The 15,483-nt window shown below is 45.4% G+C and carries 16 protein-coding genes and 1 tRNA gene; 11 read left to right on the forward strand and 6 right to left on the reverse strand.

Annotated elements, in window-relative coordinates; all coding sequences use genetic code 11:
• The 5 genes from QUB39_RS04840 to QUB39_RS04860 form a co-directional block, all read right to left on the reverse strand.
• A partial coding sequence (locus QUB39_RS04840; protein WP_333207948.1) for a ribbon-helix-helix protein, CopG family occupies positions 1–535 on the reverse strand: 535 nt, incomplete at its 3' end.
• Between the two features lie 60 nt (positions 536–595).
• A complete protein-coding gene (locus tag QUB39_RS04845; protein ID WP_333208011.1) occupies positions 596–736 on the reverse strand; it encodes a hypothetical protein in 141 nt (46 codons plus the stop codon).
• A gap of 132 nt (positions 737–868) precedes the next feature.
• The gene (locus QUB39_RS04850) at positions 869–2,083 is read right to left on the reverse strand and encodes a transposase (RefSeq protein WP_333207947.1); all 1,215 of its coding nucleotides are present in this window, start codon (positions 2,081–2,083) and stop codon (positions 869–871) included.
• 75 nt (positions 2,084–2,158) lie between these two features.
• Positions 2,159–2,503, reverse strand: coding sequence for a HEAT repeat domain-containing protein (locus QUB39_RS04855; RefSeq protein ID WP_333207945.1), 345 nt, complete (start codon positions 2,501–2,503; stop codon positions 2,159–2,161).
• A 293-nt stretch (positions 2,504–2,796) separates the two neighbouring features.
• Entirely contained in the window at positions 2,797–3,699 is a 903-nt protein-coding gene (locus tag QUB39_RS04860; protein WP_333207944.1) for a phosphodiester glycosidase family protein, read from the reverse strand.
• 71 nt (positions 3,700–3,770) lie between these two features.
• On the opposite strand from QUB39_RS04860, the gene QUB39_RS04865 reads away from it, so the two are divergent.
• Positions 3,771–4,580 (forward strand): pentapeptide repeat-containing protein, encoded by an 810-nt coding sequence (locus QUB39_RS04865; RefSeq protein WP_333207942.1) that lies wholly within the window; start codon positions 3,771–3,773, stop codon positions 4,578–4,580.
• A 288-nt stretch (positions 4,581–4,868) separates the two neighbouring features.
• Here QUB39_RS04865 and QUB39_RS04870 read toward each other — a convergent pair.
• A tRNA-Ser gene (locus tag QUB39_RS04870) sits at positions 4,869–4,953 on the reverse strand.
• A 214-nt stretch (positions 4,954–5,167) separates the two neighbouring features.
• Here QUB39_RS04870 and QUB39_RS04875 point away from each other — a divergent pair.
• The 10 genes from QUB39_RS04875 to moeB all read left to right on the forward strand — a co-directional run bounded on the left by QUB39_RS04875 (position 5,168) and on the right by moeB (position 15,014).
• Positions 5,168–5,536: a 2Fe-2S iron-sulfur cluster-binding protein gene (locus QUB39_RS04875; protein ID WP_172186552.1), complete on the forward strand. Its 369-nt coding sequence runs from the start codon at positions 5,168–5,170 to the stop codon at positions 5,534–5,536.
• Between the two features lie 34 nt (positions 5,537–5,570).
• Positions 5,571–6,086: a thermonuclease family protein gene (locus tag QUB39_RS04880; protein ID WP_333054346.1), complete on the forward strand. Its 516-nt coding sequence runs from the start codon at positions 5,571–5,573 to the stop codon at positions 6,084–6,086.
• A 44-nt stretch (positions 6,087–6,130) separates the two neighbouring features.
• On the forward strand, positions 6,131–6,253 hold the full coding sequence (locus QUB39_RS04885) for a hypothetical protein (protein WP_333181264.1): 123 nt from the start codon (positions 6,131–6,133) through the stop codon (positions 6,251–6,253).
• 73 nt (positions 6,254–6,326) lie between these two features.
• Positions 6,327–7,142, forward strand: coding sequence for an inositol monophosphatase family protein (locus QUB39_RS04890; protein WP_333207940.1), 816 nt, complete (start codon positions 6,327–6,329; stop codon positions 7,140–7,142).
• 695 nt (positions 7,143–7,837) lie between these two features.
• A complete protein-coding gene (gene ltrA / locus QUB39_RS04895) occupies positions 7,838–9,568 on the forward strand; it encodes a group II intron reverse transcriptase/maturase (RefSeq protein ID WP_333054342.1) in 1,731 nt (576 codons plus the stop codon).
• Positions 9,569–9,704: 136 nt separating this feature from the next.
• A complete protein-coding gene (locus QUB39_RS04900) occupies positions 9,705–10,607 on the forward strand; it encodes a tetratricopeptide repeat protein (protein ID WP_333054340.1) in 903 nt (300 codons plus the stop codon).
• 823 nt (positions 10,608–11,430) lie between these two features.
• Positions 11,431–12,666 carry an ATP phosphoribosyltransferase regulatory subunit gene (locus tag QUB39_RS04905; RefSeq protein WP_333054338.1) on the forward strand — a complete coding sequence of 412 codons (1,236 nt, stop codon included), beginning with the start codon at positions 11,431–11,433 and terminating at the stop codon, positions 12,664–12,666.
• 130 nt (positions 12,667–12,796) lie between these two features.
• Positions 12,797–13,024 (forward strand): ferredoxin family protein, encoded by a 228-nt coding sequence (locus tag QUB39_RS04910; RefSeq protein WP_333054336.1) that lies wholly within the window; start codon positions 12,797–12,799, stop codon positions 13,022–13,024.
• A 258-nt stretch (positions 13,025–13,282) separates the two neighbouring features.
• On the forward strand, positions 13,283–13,762 hold the full coding sequence (locus QUB39_RS04915) for a M67 family metallopeptidase (protein ID WP_333207937.1): 480 nt from the start codon (positions 13,283–13,285) through the stop codon (positions 13,760–13,762).
• 79 nt (positions 13,763–13,841) lie between these two features.
• The gene (moeB, locus tag QUB39_RS04920) at positions 13,842–15,014 is read left to right on the forward strand and encodes a molybdopterin-synthase adenylyltransferase MoeB (RefSeq protein ID WP_333054332.1); all 1,173 of its coding nucleotides are present in this window, start codon (positions 13,842–13,844) and stop codon (positions 15,012–15,014) included.
• Positions 15,015–15,483: the final 469 nt, after the last annotated feature.

Below are 15,483 nucleotides of genomic sequence, written 5' to 3' on the forward strand. Positions count from 1 at the left end.
CGGTAGCGAGTTGCTGCTGTAAAGAAGCGATCGAACTTTCGCGTTCACTCAACTGCTGCTGTAAACTTTCGTAACTTGACTTCGCTACTGTTTCGGCTAATTGGCTTTCGAGATTTTGCTTTTCGGTAGCGAGTTGCTGCTGTAAAGAAGCGATCGAACTTTCGCGTTCACTCAACTGCTGCTGTAAACTTTCGTAACTTTCTGGCATCGGATTTGGCTTTACAATCACCGAGTCCGATAGAGTTTCTGCCGTTACAGCGTCATTAACTTCGCTTTCTTCGGCTGTTTCCCCTTGCAAGGGGGCTGCCTCTACCTCAGTTTCTTCACCTTTTTTCCAAGTGACAGTAACTTCCGTCTTGTCCTTAGAAATATCCAGAGCGCCTTGTGCCAAGCGTTCTAGGAGTTCCGACCTTGATATTCCGAGCTTGCGAGCGATCACGTTTAATCGATCGGCACTAGAAGAAGTCAGCGAAAGTCCGACTTTGACTTTACTTTCTGAATTGGAACTAACTACATTGCGATTTTTTTTGACCATTGGCATTTTCCTCATGCCAACCTACACTAATAAGTGTAGTGGCTGAAGCTTCTATTAAAATTAATTCTTGTTACTTACCAATTGTGCCAGCTTCTGTTCCCAATTGAACAAAAATTCGTGAATATACTCTTCGATCCATTCCTCGCCGTAGAACCGCTTAAACATTCCCTCGGCCGGGTTTTTTTCGGCACGATACGGCAGATATTACAGTTGAGCTTGTAAGCCGTTGTTTTAAAGCGAAGCTTCCAAAGTCGCACCTGCAACCCGATGATCTCGATCTTTTGCCAAATAGCTCACAGCAGCGCGAGCTTGAGGATTTTGACACTCCTGGGCCTAAAGGCACGAGGATTCTTCGTTCATAGACCCAACTTGCCCTAGCAGGATTACTCCAACCAAGGTAGAGGTCGAATCTCCCGAAGCGTTCGGATCTATGACCCAAGTTCCGGTATGCCCTACCGTACTCAAGGCTAATTTCAGGATATTAATAGCAGCATTCCAATCCCGGTCTAAGACGAAGCCGCATTGGCAAGTGTGGGTTCTCATAGAGAGGGATTTTTTGATTAACGTGCCGCAATTAGAGCATTCCTCAGAGGTGTAGGCAGGATTGACCGCTACGGTTATCTTGCCAAACTTAACCCCGAAATACTCTAACCATTTCCTGAACTGATACCAACCCGCATCATTAATAGACTTGGCAAGACAATGGTTCTTGACTAAGTTCTTAATCCTCAAGTCTTCATAGGCGACCAAATCGTTAGATTGGATTACACAACGTGCCAGTCTCTTGGCATATTCTTCACGTTGCCTACTTATTTTGAGGTGTAGTCGTCCTAGTCTATTAATGGCTCGTTTACGATTGGCAGAGCATTTTCTTTTACGAGAAACACGTCTTTGTCGAAACTTTAGACGCTTCTCGCCTGCTCGATAAAATTTAGGGTTAGGCTCAGTATGACCATTGCTATCGCTGTAGAACTCCTTGATTCCTACATCTAATCCAACAATTCTACCTGTCGGCTCAATGTCTAGTTTTCCAGTTTCGATTTTCACCAAGAACTGAACGTAGTAGCCATCGGCACGACGCACTAGCCTAACCCGCTTTATTTGGTCTAGTTGGTAGAAGTGTAAGTCCCACGTCCCTTTAAGTTTAAGTTTACCAATGCCCTTCTTATCAATGAAATTGATTGAGCGTCTATCGGGGGAAAGCTTCCAGCCAGAAGTTTTGTACTCTACCGAGCGGCAATTCTTCTTAAATTTTGGATATCCCTTCTTTCCGGGAATAGACTTCCTGCAATTTTCGTAGAATCGAGCAATTGAGGAATATGCCCATTCAATAGCAACTTGGCAAGCGTGAGAGTTCAAAGTATTTACAAAGGGAAACTCAGCTCTCAGCTTGGTGTTGTAGCGATACAGCTCTTTTTGCCCTACGCCGCGATTATCCATCCAAAAACGGATACATTTGTTGCGGACGAATTGAGCAGTTCTAATCGCCTCATCTATTGCTGAGTATTGAGTTGTTTTCCCTTTAGCTTTGAACTCTAAAACTCTCATTTGACGTGGACAAACCCTACGGCAACTAGCTTACCATAAATAAAGCCGTCCTAGAAGGACGGGGCTTGAATCCCATTATTGTTGGTCAAATTTGCTCAGCGCGCGAGCAACTCGCAGCCGAATTCCCCAGTTATCCGAACTTACTAGAGCTAATAATTGCTGCAATGCCTGTTCTTGCTTCGGGGTATTTGCCAGCACACCCAATCCGTCAATTGCTGCTTCCTGAACTGGTAAATCTTCGTCGCCAAGACCGATCGCACAAATTTCAAATACTGCATCAGGACACTGCATTTCGTACAGCGGAGCCATAATGCTGCGGCGGACGAGCCAATTGTCATCGCGGCGAAAAGCTTCCACTAAATGAGAAATTGCCTCGGTTCCGAACCTTGACAAAGAGTTAGCGGCTTCGGCAATTTTCATAAGCCAATTATAAATTTTTGTTACGTTTCTTTACAATTTTAGCAATTATTCCCGGATTTGGGGCAGATTTAAAAAAACTTCACTGCTGAATCAGAATTTTTGTGGGTATTTAAGCGAGGTTTTGTATTAGTAATTAAGGCAATCAGTACCCTATTTATTTGAGTATGCGGAGGCATCTTTATTTTTTAAATAGGTTTTAAAATCCGATTTTTTACAAGCCGCGGCTGGGGCGCAGTATACAATAGAATCATTTTTAACCCCATTTTTCGGAGATTAAAGCGCCAGTTAAAACCCTAATTCTCCGGCGCATAAAATCCCAAATGATTGGCAATTGGACGTTCCTGCATGGGAATTTTATTCTGAATCGGAGCATTCAACAGTTTCGCTCCTGACGGCGATGCTACTGCAAAAGTTACCGACCCGCCGCCATCTAAATTCAGCACTGTCTCCGCTCCCAACTGCATCGAAATATCAGCTATTTCACTCAATTTCAGCCCTTCACTGTAAAGCCTCTGCTTGCCGTCTGCCAGAATTAACCACAACTTATCGCCTGTTTTGTCGATCGCCGCGACTGCACGGGGATAGGGTTTATCCTGCTTGCGTTCTTCCTGACTTTGTGCTACGGGCTGGCCATTTTTTACCAGCAAAGTATCTCCGGCAACGGCATAGGCTGTTCCCGCAGGACAAGTGCCGTTTTCGATTATTTGAGCGCGGTTTTTGGCATCAAAACAAAGGGCGGGAAAGTCTGGATTGGGTTCAGAATAAGCTTGGCTTTTGGCAATGGCGTGTCCGACATTATTTACTCGATCGCCACTGCGGGGATAGTAATCCCAAGGTGCTTTCTCGATGCAGGGATAAAAAAAGTTGCCGTTGACTGCTAATTGCAATTTAAATTCTTTCAGGAATTCAGTAGCCGTGCGGGCATTGGTTTCTGTTAAATCGGGTGTTGGATTTCCGGGAGTGACAAAAATTCCTATTCCCGGCGCTTTTAGGTCGATGCTAACAATGTGAATTAGGGTGGGACGCGGATTAGTCCGAAATTCCCTGCGGTAGGCTATCCCTTGAAAGAGCGATCGGGCTTCGTTTGTTTGTTGGGGACGCAAAAAGTAGGGAATGTTGTAGAGTAGTATTGGTGCGAGCAATATTCCGAGACCGAGAATATGCCAAGTTTGTTTGAGGGTGGGTCGATAAGTCATACCATTTTAGATTTTAGATAGGGGATGGGAACACTGACAGATTTATATATTTTTAAGCATCCTGTACTAATATGAAGTATTCGGATTCCAATAATTTTAGCAATCAAATTTTACGAAACCGATCGTTCCAAGGACAAGTTCTTAACGGTGCTGATTTCAGCGGTGCGGATGTTCGAGGCTGCAATTTTAGAAATGCTCAGTTAGCGGGTGCGAATTTTGTCGGTGCGAAAATCGGGATTTCTAGGCGACAGATAGCTGTTTTGAGTGCTGGGGCGATCGCGATTTGTTTGGTTGTGGGCGATGTTCTGACTCGACTGATTTTGGGATCTCAAGGACAATTACCGGGCTCTGGCAGTTGGCCTTTTGTTCTGTTGCTGTACGGGGTTTTGAGCGCTGCTGGCTTCGCTTCGGCGATCGCCAGCAAACAGCCAAAAACCTCAAAAGCGGGTAGATTGGCACGAACAATTTCTGCTATTCTATCAGGAGCTTTGTTGGGATTTTTCTATGCTGGCACTGCAACTAATAATAATTCCCAGGCTGCTCTTGCTGGAATGTCGATCGGCGGGGTGTTAATGTTTTTTGTGAATTCCCGGATTCGTGGCCAATTTGCACAGGTGGCGATCGCATCGGCTGGAAGTGTGGCGACTTACGCAGCGGCTTTTTTGTTCAGTGCAACGGCGAGCGCTTTTCTGAGCACTCACAAACTGTTTTGGGGTATGTGTTTCGGTTTGCTGTCGCTGCTGTATCTTTGGTTTGCGTTTGTGTCTTTCTCCGCTATGGTTCGAGAGATTGGAAATGCTGAGGGTACTTCTTTCAGAGGGGCAAATCTCGCTGATGCTAAGTTCGATATAAGTTACCTCAATCTTAAATCTAAAATTTAAAATCTAAAATTACCCGACTGATATTCAAACAGTAATTGAGCCAGCAGAAAGCGACGCTTTGCTGCAAACGGTGGCGATTGGTGTAGGTCACTATGGTTTTCTACTATTGGCATTATATCTGGGTGTTTATTCTCGGCGCGATCGCCCTAATTTACCCTCAAAAATATACAAGCGAGATCCCTTGATTTTTCTCAAAGAATTCAAGGGATCTCGCTCTAATCAAACTATTTATCTCATATCAGAGATTTTTTTTGCAAGCTGTTTTTTTTGCCTAAACAGCTTGATTAACGGAGAGGGAGGGATTCGAACCCTCGTTAAGTTGCCCTAAACACACTTTCCAGGCGTGCGCCTTCAACCGCTCGGCCACCTCTCCAGGGCTAAATTAATTCATTTAGCCACAGCTAAACTATATTAACAGAACAAATCTGATTTGGGAAGGGGTAACGGCATAAATTTACTGTTTAATGTGGATAGGGTGTCAAACGAGCCGGCTTGGATTCTCCTACCTATGTCGCAAACCCCTTCATCTAAAGGAGTTTGCCCGCCAAACCCCAATCTAAAATCTAAAATCTAAAATCTAAAATTCCATGACTCACTCTTACACAATTAAAATTCATAACAGACAGACAGGCGATCGCCACACCGTGCGAGTACCCGAAGACCGCTACATCCTGCAAAGCGCCGAAAACCAAGGAGTAGAATTGCCCTTTTCCTGCCGCAACGGCGCTTGTACCGCCTGTGCGGTGCGCGTCAAGTCGGGGGAACTGCACCAGCCAGAAGCAATGGGGCTGTCTGTGGAACTGCAAAAAGAAGGTTATGCCCTGCTGTGCGTCAGCTATCCCCGTTCCAACATTGAGGTAGAGACGCAAGACGAAGACGAAGTGTACGAACTGCAGTTCGGCCGCTACTTCGGCAAAGGTAAAGTTAAAGCTGGTTTGCCGTTGGATGAAGAATAAGGCAATTTGATAAATTATCAACTACCAATTATCCATGCTTTATCGGTTATTTGCGATCGCCCTTTGTCTGTGGCTAGCTAGCTGCCAAAAACCAGAAATGCCCCAAGGTACGATCGCCAAAGTAGAAAGGGCCATCAGCGGCCAAACAATCGAAGTTATCAGTACAGCCGACAAAATAGCCTTATTAGAACAAATCAGGCTAATTGGTATTGATGCGCCGGATTTAAAACAGCAGCCTTGGGGAGAAGCAGCCAAACAAAGACTAGAACAGCTAACTAGGGGAAAACAGGTATTGTTAGAATCAGACATCGAAGAGAAAGACCAGTTCGATCGCAAACTAGCCTACTTGTGGCAAGATAAAAATTTGCTCAACGAACAGCTAGTCAAAGAAGGTTATGCCCTGGCCTGGGTGCGATCGCCCAACACCAAATACCAGCAGCGACTCATCAACGCTCAAGAATGGGCGAGACTCATGGGTAAAGGCCTGTGGAATCCAGAACGAGCTTTGCGCCAAACTCCCGCAGAATTCCGCCAACAAAATCGGAAATAGTCAATCGATTTTAGATTTTAGATTTTAGATTTTAGATTGAAGCATTGACCCCACCGATAAATACGTTCGGCAAGTTTCATCGGGTACAGGTTTTTATTTCTGGACGGATGAATCACGTGGCGGGTATCGTGGATGCTTTCGGTCAGTTGGGAATTGTTGACAACTGACAACTGACAACTAACAACTAACAACTAACAACTGACAACTGACAACTGACAACTGACAACTAACAACTAACAAATGACTGACAATCAACTGCAAAACTTCTTAGAAATAGCCACCGAAGCAGCCCTAGCCGCCGGTTCCGTCCTGCAATCTTTCTGCGGAAAATTAGAAAAAATTCAAGAAAAAGGCCGATCGGGCGATTTAGTCACAGAAGCTGATAAAGCCTCAGAAGCCGTCATCTTAGAAATTCTCGGCCGCCACGTACCCCACCACGCCATCCTCGCCGAAGAATCCGGCAAATTAGGGGATGCTAGCAGCAAATACCTGTGGGCGATCGACCCTTTGGACGGCACAACAAATTATGCTCACCAATATCCTTTTTGGGCCGTGTCGATCGGACTTTTAATCGACGGCATACCACAAATCGGAGTAATTTACGACCCTTTTCATAACGAATTGTTTCGGGCAGGCAAAGGATTGGGAGCAACCTGCAACCGATCGCCGATCGAAGTTTCCCAAATCCCAGAATTGAGAACCAGCTTGCTAGTCACTGGCTTTGCATACGATCGGCGCGAAACAGCCGACAATAACTATGCCGAATTCTGTCACCTCACCCACCTCACCCAAGGCGTGCGACGCAGCGGTTCCGCATCCCTAGACCTCGCACACCTCGCGATGGGGCGATCGGACGGATACTGGGAACGGGGACTCGCCCCTTGGGACGTAGCAGCAGGTGTACTCATCGTCTCCGAAGCCGGAGGTCAAATTACAGCTTATGACGGTAGTGCCTTTGAGATGAACTCTGGTCGGATTTTGGCCACAAACGGCAAAATACACGCCGAACTCAGCGGCGCACTGCTAGCCGTTCCTCCCTTATCTTCTTGGAAGTAGCACCTCCCAGCAATAGATCGGGGGTAGTACGGGGGTCAGAACCCCTTGACTCAAGCTACATTAAAGAATAGTGAGTGCGATTCGTTTAACCCAAATGGGTAGCAATACTCAGGGAAGGTTAGCCTAACCAACTGGTTAGTATAACTGAATACACATCTAGGTGCAGGATTCACAAGTCCCTAGTCCTAGTCCGCAAGTGCAGCGGTAAAAGCATATCCCCTATTTTGTTGGGTAGCAACCAATAGGGTAAAGCGGGGATAAAAGACAAGAACTACTGGTAGCCGAAACTGGTAACTGTCGAGCACGAGTTCATGTGTAGCGAAAGCAAAGATGTGTCTGAACCATCGTAATTTTCAGATGGTCAAATGGCTAAATCAAGAATAAACCCGTTGAAAAAACACGGTAAAGACTGATTAAGACCAAGCCAAAAGGCAAGGCTAGGGCATAGGCAATTTCACACTTGACCTATAAGCACCGCCCATAAACCCGGTGGATAGCATCGCACTAAAAACTCAAACAATGTGTATTTGGAACGAAGTAACTCTTATATATTTCTGGAATCATGTCTATTATCCAGTAAGTAGCTAACGAACAATATATGAGAGAGGGATTGTATCAGAAGCCAATGCTCTGTTGTAATGACAGAGATATGCAGACGGGTACACGGTAACTTCAAGGATAGGAACTTAGTAGCAATGAATAAGTCTAAAACGCGGGACAACCCGACGGTGGAATGGAATCAAATCAATTGGCGAAAAGCCGAAAGATTGACATTTAAGTTGCAAAGACGTATCTATCGAGCAAGTGAGCGTGGCGATGTTAAAGCAGTTCGGAAGCTTCAAAAGACCTTGATTAATTCATGGTCTAATAAGGTTCTAGCGGTACGACGGGTAACACAAGACAATACTGGCAAGCGTACAGCAGGTGTGGATGGCATAAAATTGTTAACCCCAAAGCAACGATTAAAGCTAGTAAGTCAACTCAAAATAACTGGTAAATCTCAACCGACTCGTCGGGTAATGATACCAAAACCAGGAACTAATGAGTCAAGACCATTAGGAATACCTACAATGTACGACCGCGCCTTACAAGCAGTTGTGAAAGCAGCACTTGAGCCAGAATGGGAGGCAAAATTTGAGCCAAACTCATACGGTTTTAGACCCGGTAGGTCATGTCACGATGCGATTGGAGCTATCTTTGACAGTATCAGATACAAAGCTAAATATGTGCTAGACGCTGATATTTCCAAATGTTTTGACCGCATTAATCACAAAGCATTACTTGACAAAATCAATACCTATCCAGGACTCCGAACACAAATTAAGTCCTGGCTTAAAAGTGGGGTATTAGACCAAGGTGAAATCTTCCCGACCAAAGAAGGCACACCACAAGGTGGGGTCATCTCTCCACTTTTGGCTAACATTGCCTTACATGGAATGGAAGAACGGGTCAAACAATATGCGGAAACGCTAACAAAAGGATACTACGGAATCAGTAAAAAAGATAAACGAGGTTCTTTAAGTTTAATCCGGTACGCCGATGATTTTGTGATTATTCACAAAGACATTGAAGTAATACTAGCCTGTCAGAAAATAATTGCAGAATGGTTAAGTGATGTTGGCTTAGAATTGAAGCCAAGTAAAACAAAATTAACCCACACCCTCAACGAATATAATGGAAATGTTGGGTTTGAGTTCTTAGGATTCCATGTACAACAACACAAGGTAGGCAACTATCGAAGTGCTAAAAATACAGTAGGAATACCGCTAGGTTTTACAACATTAATCACCCCGTCTAAGCCCAAAGTCAAAGCCCATCTGGCTAAAATTGCAGAAGTGATAGACACCCATAACACCGCCCCCCAAGTCGCTTTAATTAGTCGGCTGAATCCAATAATTAGGGGATGGTCAAACTATTACTCAACAGTAGTAAGTAAAGATACCTTTAACAAGGTAGACAGTCTTACCTATGACAAACTAAGAGCATGGGCGAGAAGACGGGGAAAAGGTAGCATCAATAAAGACAAATACTGGCGAACAGTAGGCGACAGAAATTGGTGTTTCAGCACAGAAGAAGGTTTAGAATTAGTCCAACACAAAGCAACGCCTATTGTAAGGCACGCCAAAGTGAAGGGTAACGCAACGCCTTACGATGGTAACTGGATTTACTGGAGCAAGAGACGCGGAGAATACCCGGAAACACCAAAAAGAGTGGCAACACTGCTTAAGACACAAAAAGGTAAATGTACCCACTGTGGTCTGTATTTCACACCTACAGACATTGTAGAAGTTGACCATATCCAACCTCGCTCATTAGGCGGTAAGGATGAGTACAAAAACCTCCAACTTCTACATAAACACTGCCACGACACAAAAACGGAAAATGACGGTTCTCTCAACAAGGACTATTGTAACAATCCGTTTTGAATTGTATCCTTAACAAAGGATGAAGATATCAAGGAGCCGGATGAGGCGAAAGTCTCATGTCCGGTTCTGAAGGAGAGGTAGGGGTAGAAATGCCCCTATCGACTCTAACAAAGCCAGGAAAGGAAGAGTAAAAGTTATGTCTTTTGAAATGACAAAAGGGCTGTTCAAGTATGACTTTACAGATCAGCACGCAATTTTGGGAGTTCCCTTAGACGCCGAGTTTAACGACATCCGCAAGCGCTACATGAAAATCGCCCGCCGGTTGCATTCGGATACTTGCTCTTTTGAAAGCCAAGCCGATAAAGATTGGGCTAACCAATTTTTGTCAAAAGTAGTCAATCCGGCTTACAATAAATTCTCTAAGGAAAGCGATCGCAAAGAATACAGCCTGCTATTAGCAGCCATCGCCAAGCGCGTTGTTAAAGAACAGGCGAAAATGCAAATTGAAAGCGAAGCAGCCAAACAGTTAGCTACCGCTAAAGATTGGGAAGAAGCTTACAAAACAGCAGTTAGCAAACTCGCTCTCAAGCAGTACGAATCAGTTAAGGAAACGCAAGAGGCGATCGATCAAATTAGCGAACTTAACATGGTTTACCTGCTGCGAAAAGAGCGCATTGGCATTGCAACTCCGCCACCACCCCCAACCCCAATTCCCCCAACCCCAATTCCAACCCCAACCCCAAATCTACCCCCAAATCTACCCCCGGACAAAGACGACCCGCGGATCGAAGCTTATTGCCGCCGAGCTCAAGGATTTATGGACAGCAAAAATTACGCTAAAGCAAGTTTGGAGTTGAGGGAAGTCCTGAAGGGTGCCCCGAAACACAGCAAGGCTCACGCTATGTTAGCAATGTGTTACCTTGAACAAAATCAAGCCACAATGGCAAAACTTGAGATGAACAAAGCTTTGGCGTCAAATCCAGAAGAACCGACGGCTTTGGAGGTTAAGAAAAAGCTGGAACAAGCTTCCGCCAAGGCAAAAAAAGGTGATGAAAAACCAGGATTTTTTGCAAGTTTGTTTGGCGGGAAGAAGAAGTGAGAAGTTGTGAGTTGTGAGTCTTGAATATTGAGAAACGGGTGAACAGCTCAGCAGTCGAGTGTGATCGAGCCAAACAATCAAGACTTGGTGATATCAAATCCGGTGACATCGGAATTATACTGTCAGTGCGATCGTCCCGCGATCGCGGATGCTCCAGAAAGAACGGGACGATCGCACTGACGGGGAAAATGATTATTTCGATGGAAACGAAAAGGATATGACGCCTGAATTTGTTAAAGTCGAATGTTAAGCTTGCCTGGTTCGACTTTAACACCGTTCCCTAAAGCTAAGCCTCTGAACCCAATCTAAAATCTAAAATCTAAAATCTAAAATCTAAAATTCCGATGACACCTTAATTTGTTAAAGTCGAATGTTAAGCTTGCCTGCTTCGACTTTAACACCGTCCCCTAAAGCTAAGCTTCTAAGCCCAATCTAAAATCTAAAATCTAAAATCTAAAATTCCGATGACACCTTAATTTGTTAAAGTCGAATGTTAAGCTTGCCTGGTTCGACTTTAACACCGTCCCCTAAAGCTAAGCTTCTAAGCCCAATCTAAAATCTAAAATCTAAAATCTAAAATTCCGATGACACCTTAATTTGTTAAAGTCGAATGTTAAGCTTGCCTGCTTCGACTTTAACACCGTCCCCTAAAGCTAAGCTTCTAAGCCCAATCTAAAATCTAAAATCTAAAATCTAAAATTCCGATGACACCTTAATTTGTTAAAGTCGAATGTTAAGCTTGCCTGGTTCGACTTTAACACCGTCCATAAAGCTAAGCTTCTAAGCCCCATCTAAAATCTAAAGTCTAAAATCTAAAATTGATATGGTTCACCAACCCCCATCGGGTGCAAGAGATTTATTGCCCCTTGACGTTGCTCAAAAAATTTCGATCGAACGGCGCTTACAGCAGGTTTTTCACCGCTGGGGCTATCACCGGATTATTACCTCTACTCTAGAAAGGCTGGAGACATTGATGGCTGGGGGCGCGATCGACCGATCGACCTTAATTCAACTGCAAGACGCCGAGGATGGAGAACTTGGTTTGCGGCCGGAATTGACAGCATCCATCGCCCGCGCGGCTGCAATGCGGATGGCCGGGACTCGCTGGCAGCCTCAGCGCCTCTACTACAACGCTAACGTGTTCCGCAAAGGCCCAGATACTGGCTCAGGCGGGCAACAGGAGTTCTATCAAGCTGGGGTAGAACTCCTCGGCGCGGGGGGGGCGGTTGCGGATGCGGAAGTGCTGCTGCTGCTGTCTGAGTGCTTGCAGAGCTTGGAAATTGATGACTGGCATTTGGTTTTGGGAGAAGCGGGCTTGACTGCGACATTGCTGGAACCGTTTCCGCCAAACGTGCGCCAGAAAGTTCGGGGGGCGATCGCCAATCTCGATCGAATTGCCTTGGAAACTTTGCCGCTGTCAACGGAATTGCGAGAAAGAGCTCTGCTGTTATTTGACTTGCGCGGCCGCCCAGAAGAGGTGTTGCCAATTGTTGCTAAGCTGGATTTAGATTTGCCCCAGCAAGCCGCGTTAAATAATCTCAAATCGGCGATCGAATTGCTGCACCAATGTCAATCAAAAATTCCCAATCTCAAATCCCACATTCACCTCGATTTGAGTTTAATTCAAACATTTGACTACTACACTGGAATTGTGTTTGAAGTTGTCAGCAGCAGCAAGACAGGACAGCGAGTTTTAGGACAAGGGGGACGCTACGACCAACTGTTGGGACTGTTCGATCCCCAAGGGCAAAATTCCCCCGGCATCGGGTTTTGTCTGAATATTGAAGATTTGCACCAAGTTTTGCTGACAGAGGGGCAATTGCCCACCCAGACGCCCGCTAGCGACTGGTTGGTTGTGCCTCTAACTCCTGAAGCTGGGGCGGCGGCCTTTGCTTACGCTCGCAAACTCCGAGACTCTAGTCACCTAGTTCGGGTGGAAATAGATTTGGAGAGTCGGGAGACAGAGGAGGCGGCGCGGGAATTCGCGCGCGATCGACGAATTGCTCAAATTGCTTGGGTAAATGCCGAAGGATTGCCAACAATTGAAACGGTAAATTAGGCTAATTGGTAATTGGTAATTGGTTAAAAATCACCTGATATGATATTATGTATCCTGCTGATTGAGATCAGGTTTTGCCAATTACTAATTGCTAATCCCCTATCTAACTAAAATCTTTTGAGAGAACACTATGGCACACACTATTGTTACGAATATTTGCGAGGGAATTGCTGATTGTGTCGGCGCTTGTCCGGTTGCTTGCATTCACCCCGGCCCTGGCAAAAATGTCAAGGGTACTGATTGGTTTTGGATTGATTTTGATACCTGTATTGACTGCGGTATTTGTTTGCAGGTGTGTCCTGTCGAAGGTGCGATCGTTCCAGATGAGCGGCCCGAGTTGCAGCAAACTCCGACTTGATTGCATTAATTAACTTCATCCGTAAGGTGCGCTGCGGCTCACCCTACATTTTTTTTTGAACCACAGAGGGCGCAGAGGACACAGAGAAGAAGAGTGAGAAAGAACTGAAAAATCTAACGTTTAGATATCTAAGTGAGGTAATTAATTATGTTACTTTTGTGAGTTCTTTCTTTTCCCTTCTCTTCTCTTCCTTCGTGTCCTTCGCGTCTTCGCGGTTCGTTTAAAAAAAAGCCCGATCGCACTTTACAATAAAATCCCATGCAGCCGATCGCACTTTCCGACTCTCATATTTTATCCATGCGTACCCACGCCGAAAGCGCTTATCCTGAAGAATGCTGCGGTTTGTTGCTCGGTCGAGTTACTGGCGATGTTAAAACTTTGGTAGAAGTTTGGCCGACTGAGAATGCTTGGAGTGCACAGGCCCAGGAGAATTGGCCTGAAGAAAAAGGCTTGACAGAAAGACGCAGATATGCTATTAAGCCCGAAGATATGTTGCGGGCGATGAAACACGGGCGCGATCGCAGTCTGGATATTATCGGTATATATCATTCTCACACGGATTGTCCCGCAGTGCCCTCAGAGTGCGATCGGGCATTGGCGTGGGCGGAATACTCTTATATCATTGTGTCCGTCCGACAAGGCTGTTGGGAAGACCTCCGCAGTTGGAGTCTTGACGGAGAGGGGAACTTTCAAGCAGAGGAAATTCTCGCACAGGAACCGACTGAGATTAAGAAATAATTAGTAAAAATAACAAACAGGTAAAAATGCGAAAGATTCAGATAGGATGTAATTCAAAATCTGCGCTACACACAATATCATGCTAAATCCTAATCTGGAGGAGATCCAGCTCAACAAACAAGAATACGAACGCTACTCTCGCCACCTGATCCTGCCAGAAGTTGGATTGGATGGACAGAAGCGTCTCAAAGCTGCCAGCGTGCTCTGCATCGGTACGGGAGGCCTCGGTTCGCCGCTGCTGCTGTATTTAGCCGCAGCCGGTGTTGGCCGCATTGGGATTGTAGACTTTGATGTTGTAGACCATTCTAATTTGCAGCGGCAAGTAATTCATGGCACTTCTTGGGTTGGGAAACCGAAGATTGAGTCGGCTAAAAATCGGATTTTAGAAATTAATCCTTTTTGCCAAGTAGATTTGTACGAGACTCGCGTTAGTTCGGAAAATGCGATCGACATTGCCACTCCTTACGATATCATTATTGACGGCACGGACAATTTCCCGACTCGCTATTTGATGAACGACGTTTGCGTGCTTTTAAACAAGCCCAACGTCTACGGTTCCATCTTCCGATTTGAAGGGCAAGCAACAGTTTTCAACTACGAAGGCGGCCCGAATTATCGCGATTTGTACCCGGAACCCCCGCCTCCTGGGATGGTTCCTTCTTGTGCCGAAGGCGGTGTTTTAGGCGTTTTGTGCGGAGTTGTCGGGTCTATCCAAGCAACGGAAGCTATCAAGATTATCTTGGGTCAAGGCACTACTTTGAGCGGCCGACTGTTGCTTTACAATGCCTTAGATATGACGTTCCGCCAATTGAAACTGCGGCCTAATCCAGTGCGCCCGGTAATTGAAAAGTTAATTGATTACGAACAATTCTGCGGCATTCCTCAAGCTAAAGCGCAGGAAGCAAGTCAGCAAACGCAAATTCCTGAGATGACTGTGACGGAACTTAAGGAGTTAATCGACAGCGGTGCCAAGGATTTTGTATTGTTGGATGTTCGCAATCCCAATGAGTATCAAATTTGTCAAATTCCTGGGTCGGTTTTGGTTCCTTTGCCGGATATCGAACAGGGCGCAGGTGTTGCTAAGGTCAAGGAATTGTTGAACGGGCATCGCTTGATTGCACACTGCAAAATGGGCGGGCGTTCTGCGAAGGCTTTGGGCATTTTGAAGGAAGCTGGAATTGAGGGGATTAATGTTAAGGGCGGAATTACTGCTTGGAGTCAAGAAGTAGACCCGTCTGTACCTCAATATTAAGGCTAATCTTTTTCTGGGGCGGGCAAATCACCCGCCCGGAACCGGGATTATGGCGGCGGCAACTGTATTCTCACCCTGTTCTCCTTTGATTCTATCTTGGTAAGCATTTGCCAAATTATTTTGAGTCATCGCCCATTGTTGCGGGAAAGCAGGGCGGGTGTAAACTTCACTAGCTGCTTGATAAAATGCGATCGCCCTTTCGATGCACTACCCATGTTTGGGATATTGTACATTTTTTGTGGGGAAAAACCCGAGTTTTTTGTACAATACTTTTACCCAGATTTTGTAGGGGCGGGTTCCACCAACAATATCTAACAAATACTAACAATCTAGATAAACCCGCCCCCCACCACCGATAACCCACATCAACCTGGAATTTTCATCGCATCGGAAAATGTAGGTTGGTATTTTTCGTTGGGTGGGGGCGGGTTTTTGAGATTGTCGATTTGTGGCAATTATGGTTGGTGAA

It is taken from the genome of Microcoleus sp. AT8-B5 (assembly GCF_036705565.1).
Classification (GTDB): Bacteria; Cyanobacteriota; Cyanobacteriia; order Cyanobacteriales; family Microcoleaceae; genus Microcoleus.

What these genes read in the sequence shown, in the direction of transcription:
- QUB39_RS04850 (WP_333207947.1), bottom strand. Translation starts at nt 2,083, where the DNA reads ATGAGAGTTTTAGAGTTCAAAGCTAAAGGGAAAACAACTCAATACTCA.
- QUB39_RS04855 (WP_333207945.1), bottom strand. Translation starts at nt 2,503, where the DNA reads ATGAAAATTGCCGAAGCCGCTAACTCTTTGTCAAGGTTCGGAACCGAG.
- QUB39_RS04860 (WP_333207944.1), bottom strand. Translation starts at nt 3,699, where the DNA reads ATGACTTATCGACCCACCCTCAAACAAACTTGGCATATTCTCGGTCTC.
- QUB39_RS04865 (WP_333207942.1), top strand. Translation starts at nt 3,771, where the DNA reads ATGAAGTATTCGGATTCCAATAATTTTAGCAATCAAATTTTACGAAAC.
- QUB39_RS04875 (WP_172186552.1), top strand. Translation starts at nt 5,168, where the DNA reads ATGACTCACTCTTACACAATTAAAATTCATAACAGACAGACAGGCGAT.
- QUB39_RS04880 (WP_333054346.1), top strand. Translation starts at nt 5,571, where the DNA reads ATGCTTTATCGGTTATTTGCGATCGCCCTTTGTCTGTGGCTAGCTAGC.
- QUB39_RS04890 (WP_333207940.1), top strand. Translation starts at nt 6,327, where the DNA reads ATGACTGACAATCAACTGCAAAACTTCTTAGAAATAGCCACCGAAGCA.
- ltrA (WP_333054342.1), top strand. Translation starts at nt 7,838, where the DNA reads ATGAATAAGTCTAAAACGCGGGACAACCCGACGGTGGAATGGAATCAA.
- QUB39_RS04900 (WP_333054340.1), top strand. Translation starts at nt 9,705, where the DNA reads ATGTCTTTTGAAATGACAAAAGGGCTGTTCAAGTATGACTTTACAGAT.
- QUB39_RS04905 (WP_333054338.1), top strand. Translation starts at nt 11,431, where the DNA reads ATGGTTCACCAACCCCCATCGGGTGCAAGAGATTTATTGCCCCTTGAC.
- QUB39_RS04910 (WP_333054336.1), top strand. Translation starts at nt 12,797, where the DNA reads ATGGCACACACTATTGTTACGAATATTTGCGAGGGAATTGCTGATTGT.
- QUB39_RS04915 (WP_333207937.1), top strand. Translation starts at nt 13,283, where the DNA reads ATGCAGCCGATCGCACTTTCCGACTCTCATATTTTATCCATGCGTACC.
- moeB (WP_333054332.1), top strand. Translation starts at nt 13,842, where the DNA reads ATGCTAAATCCTAATCTGGAGGAGATCCAGCTCAACAAACAAGAATAC.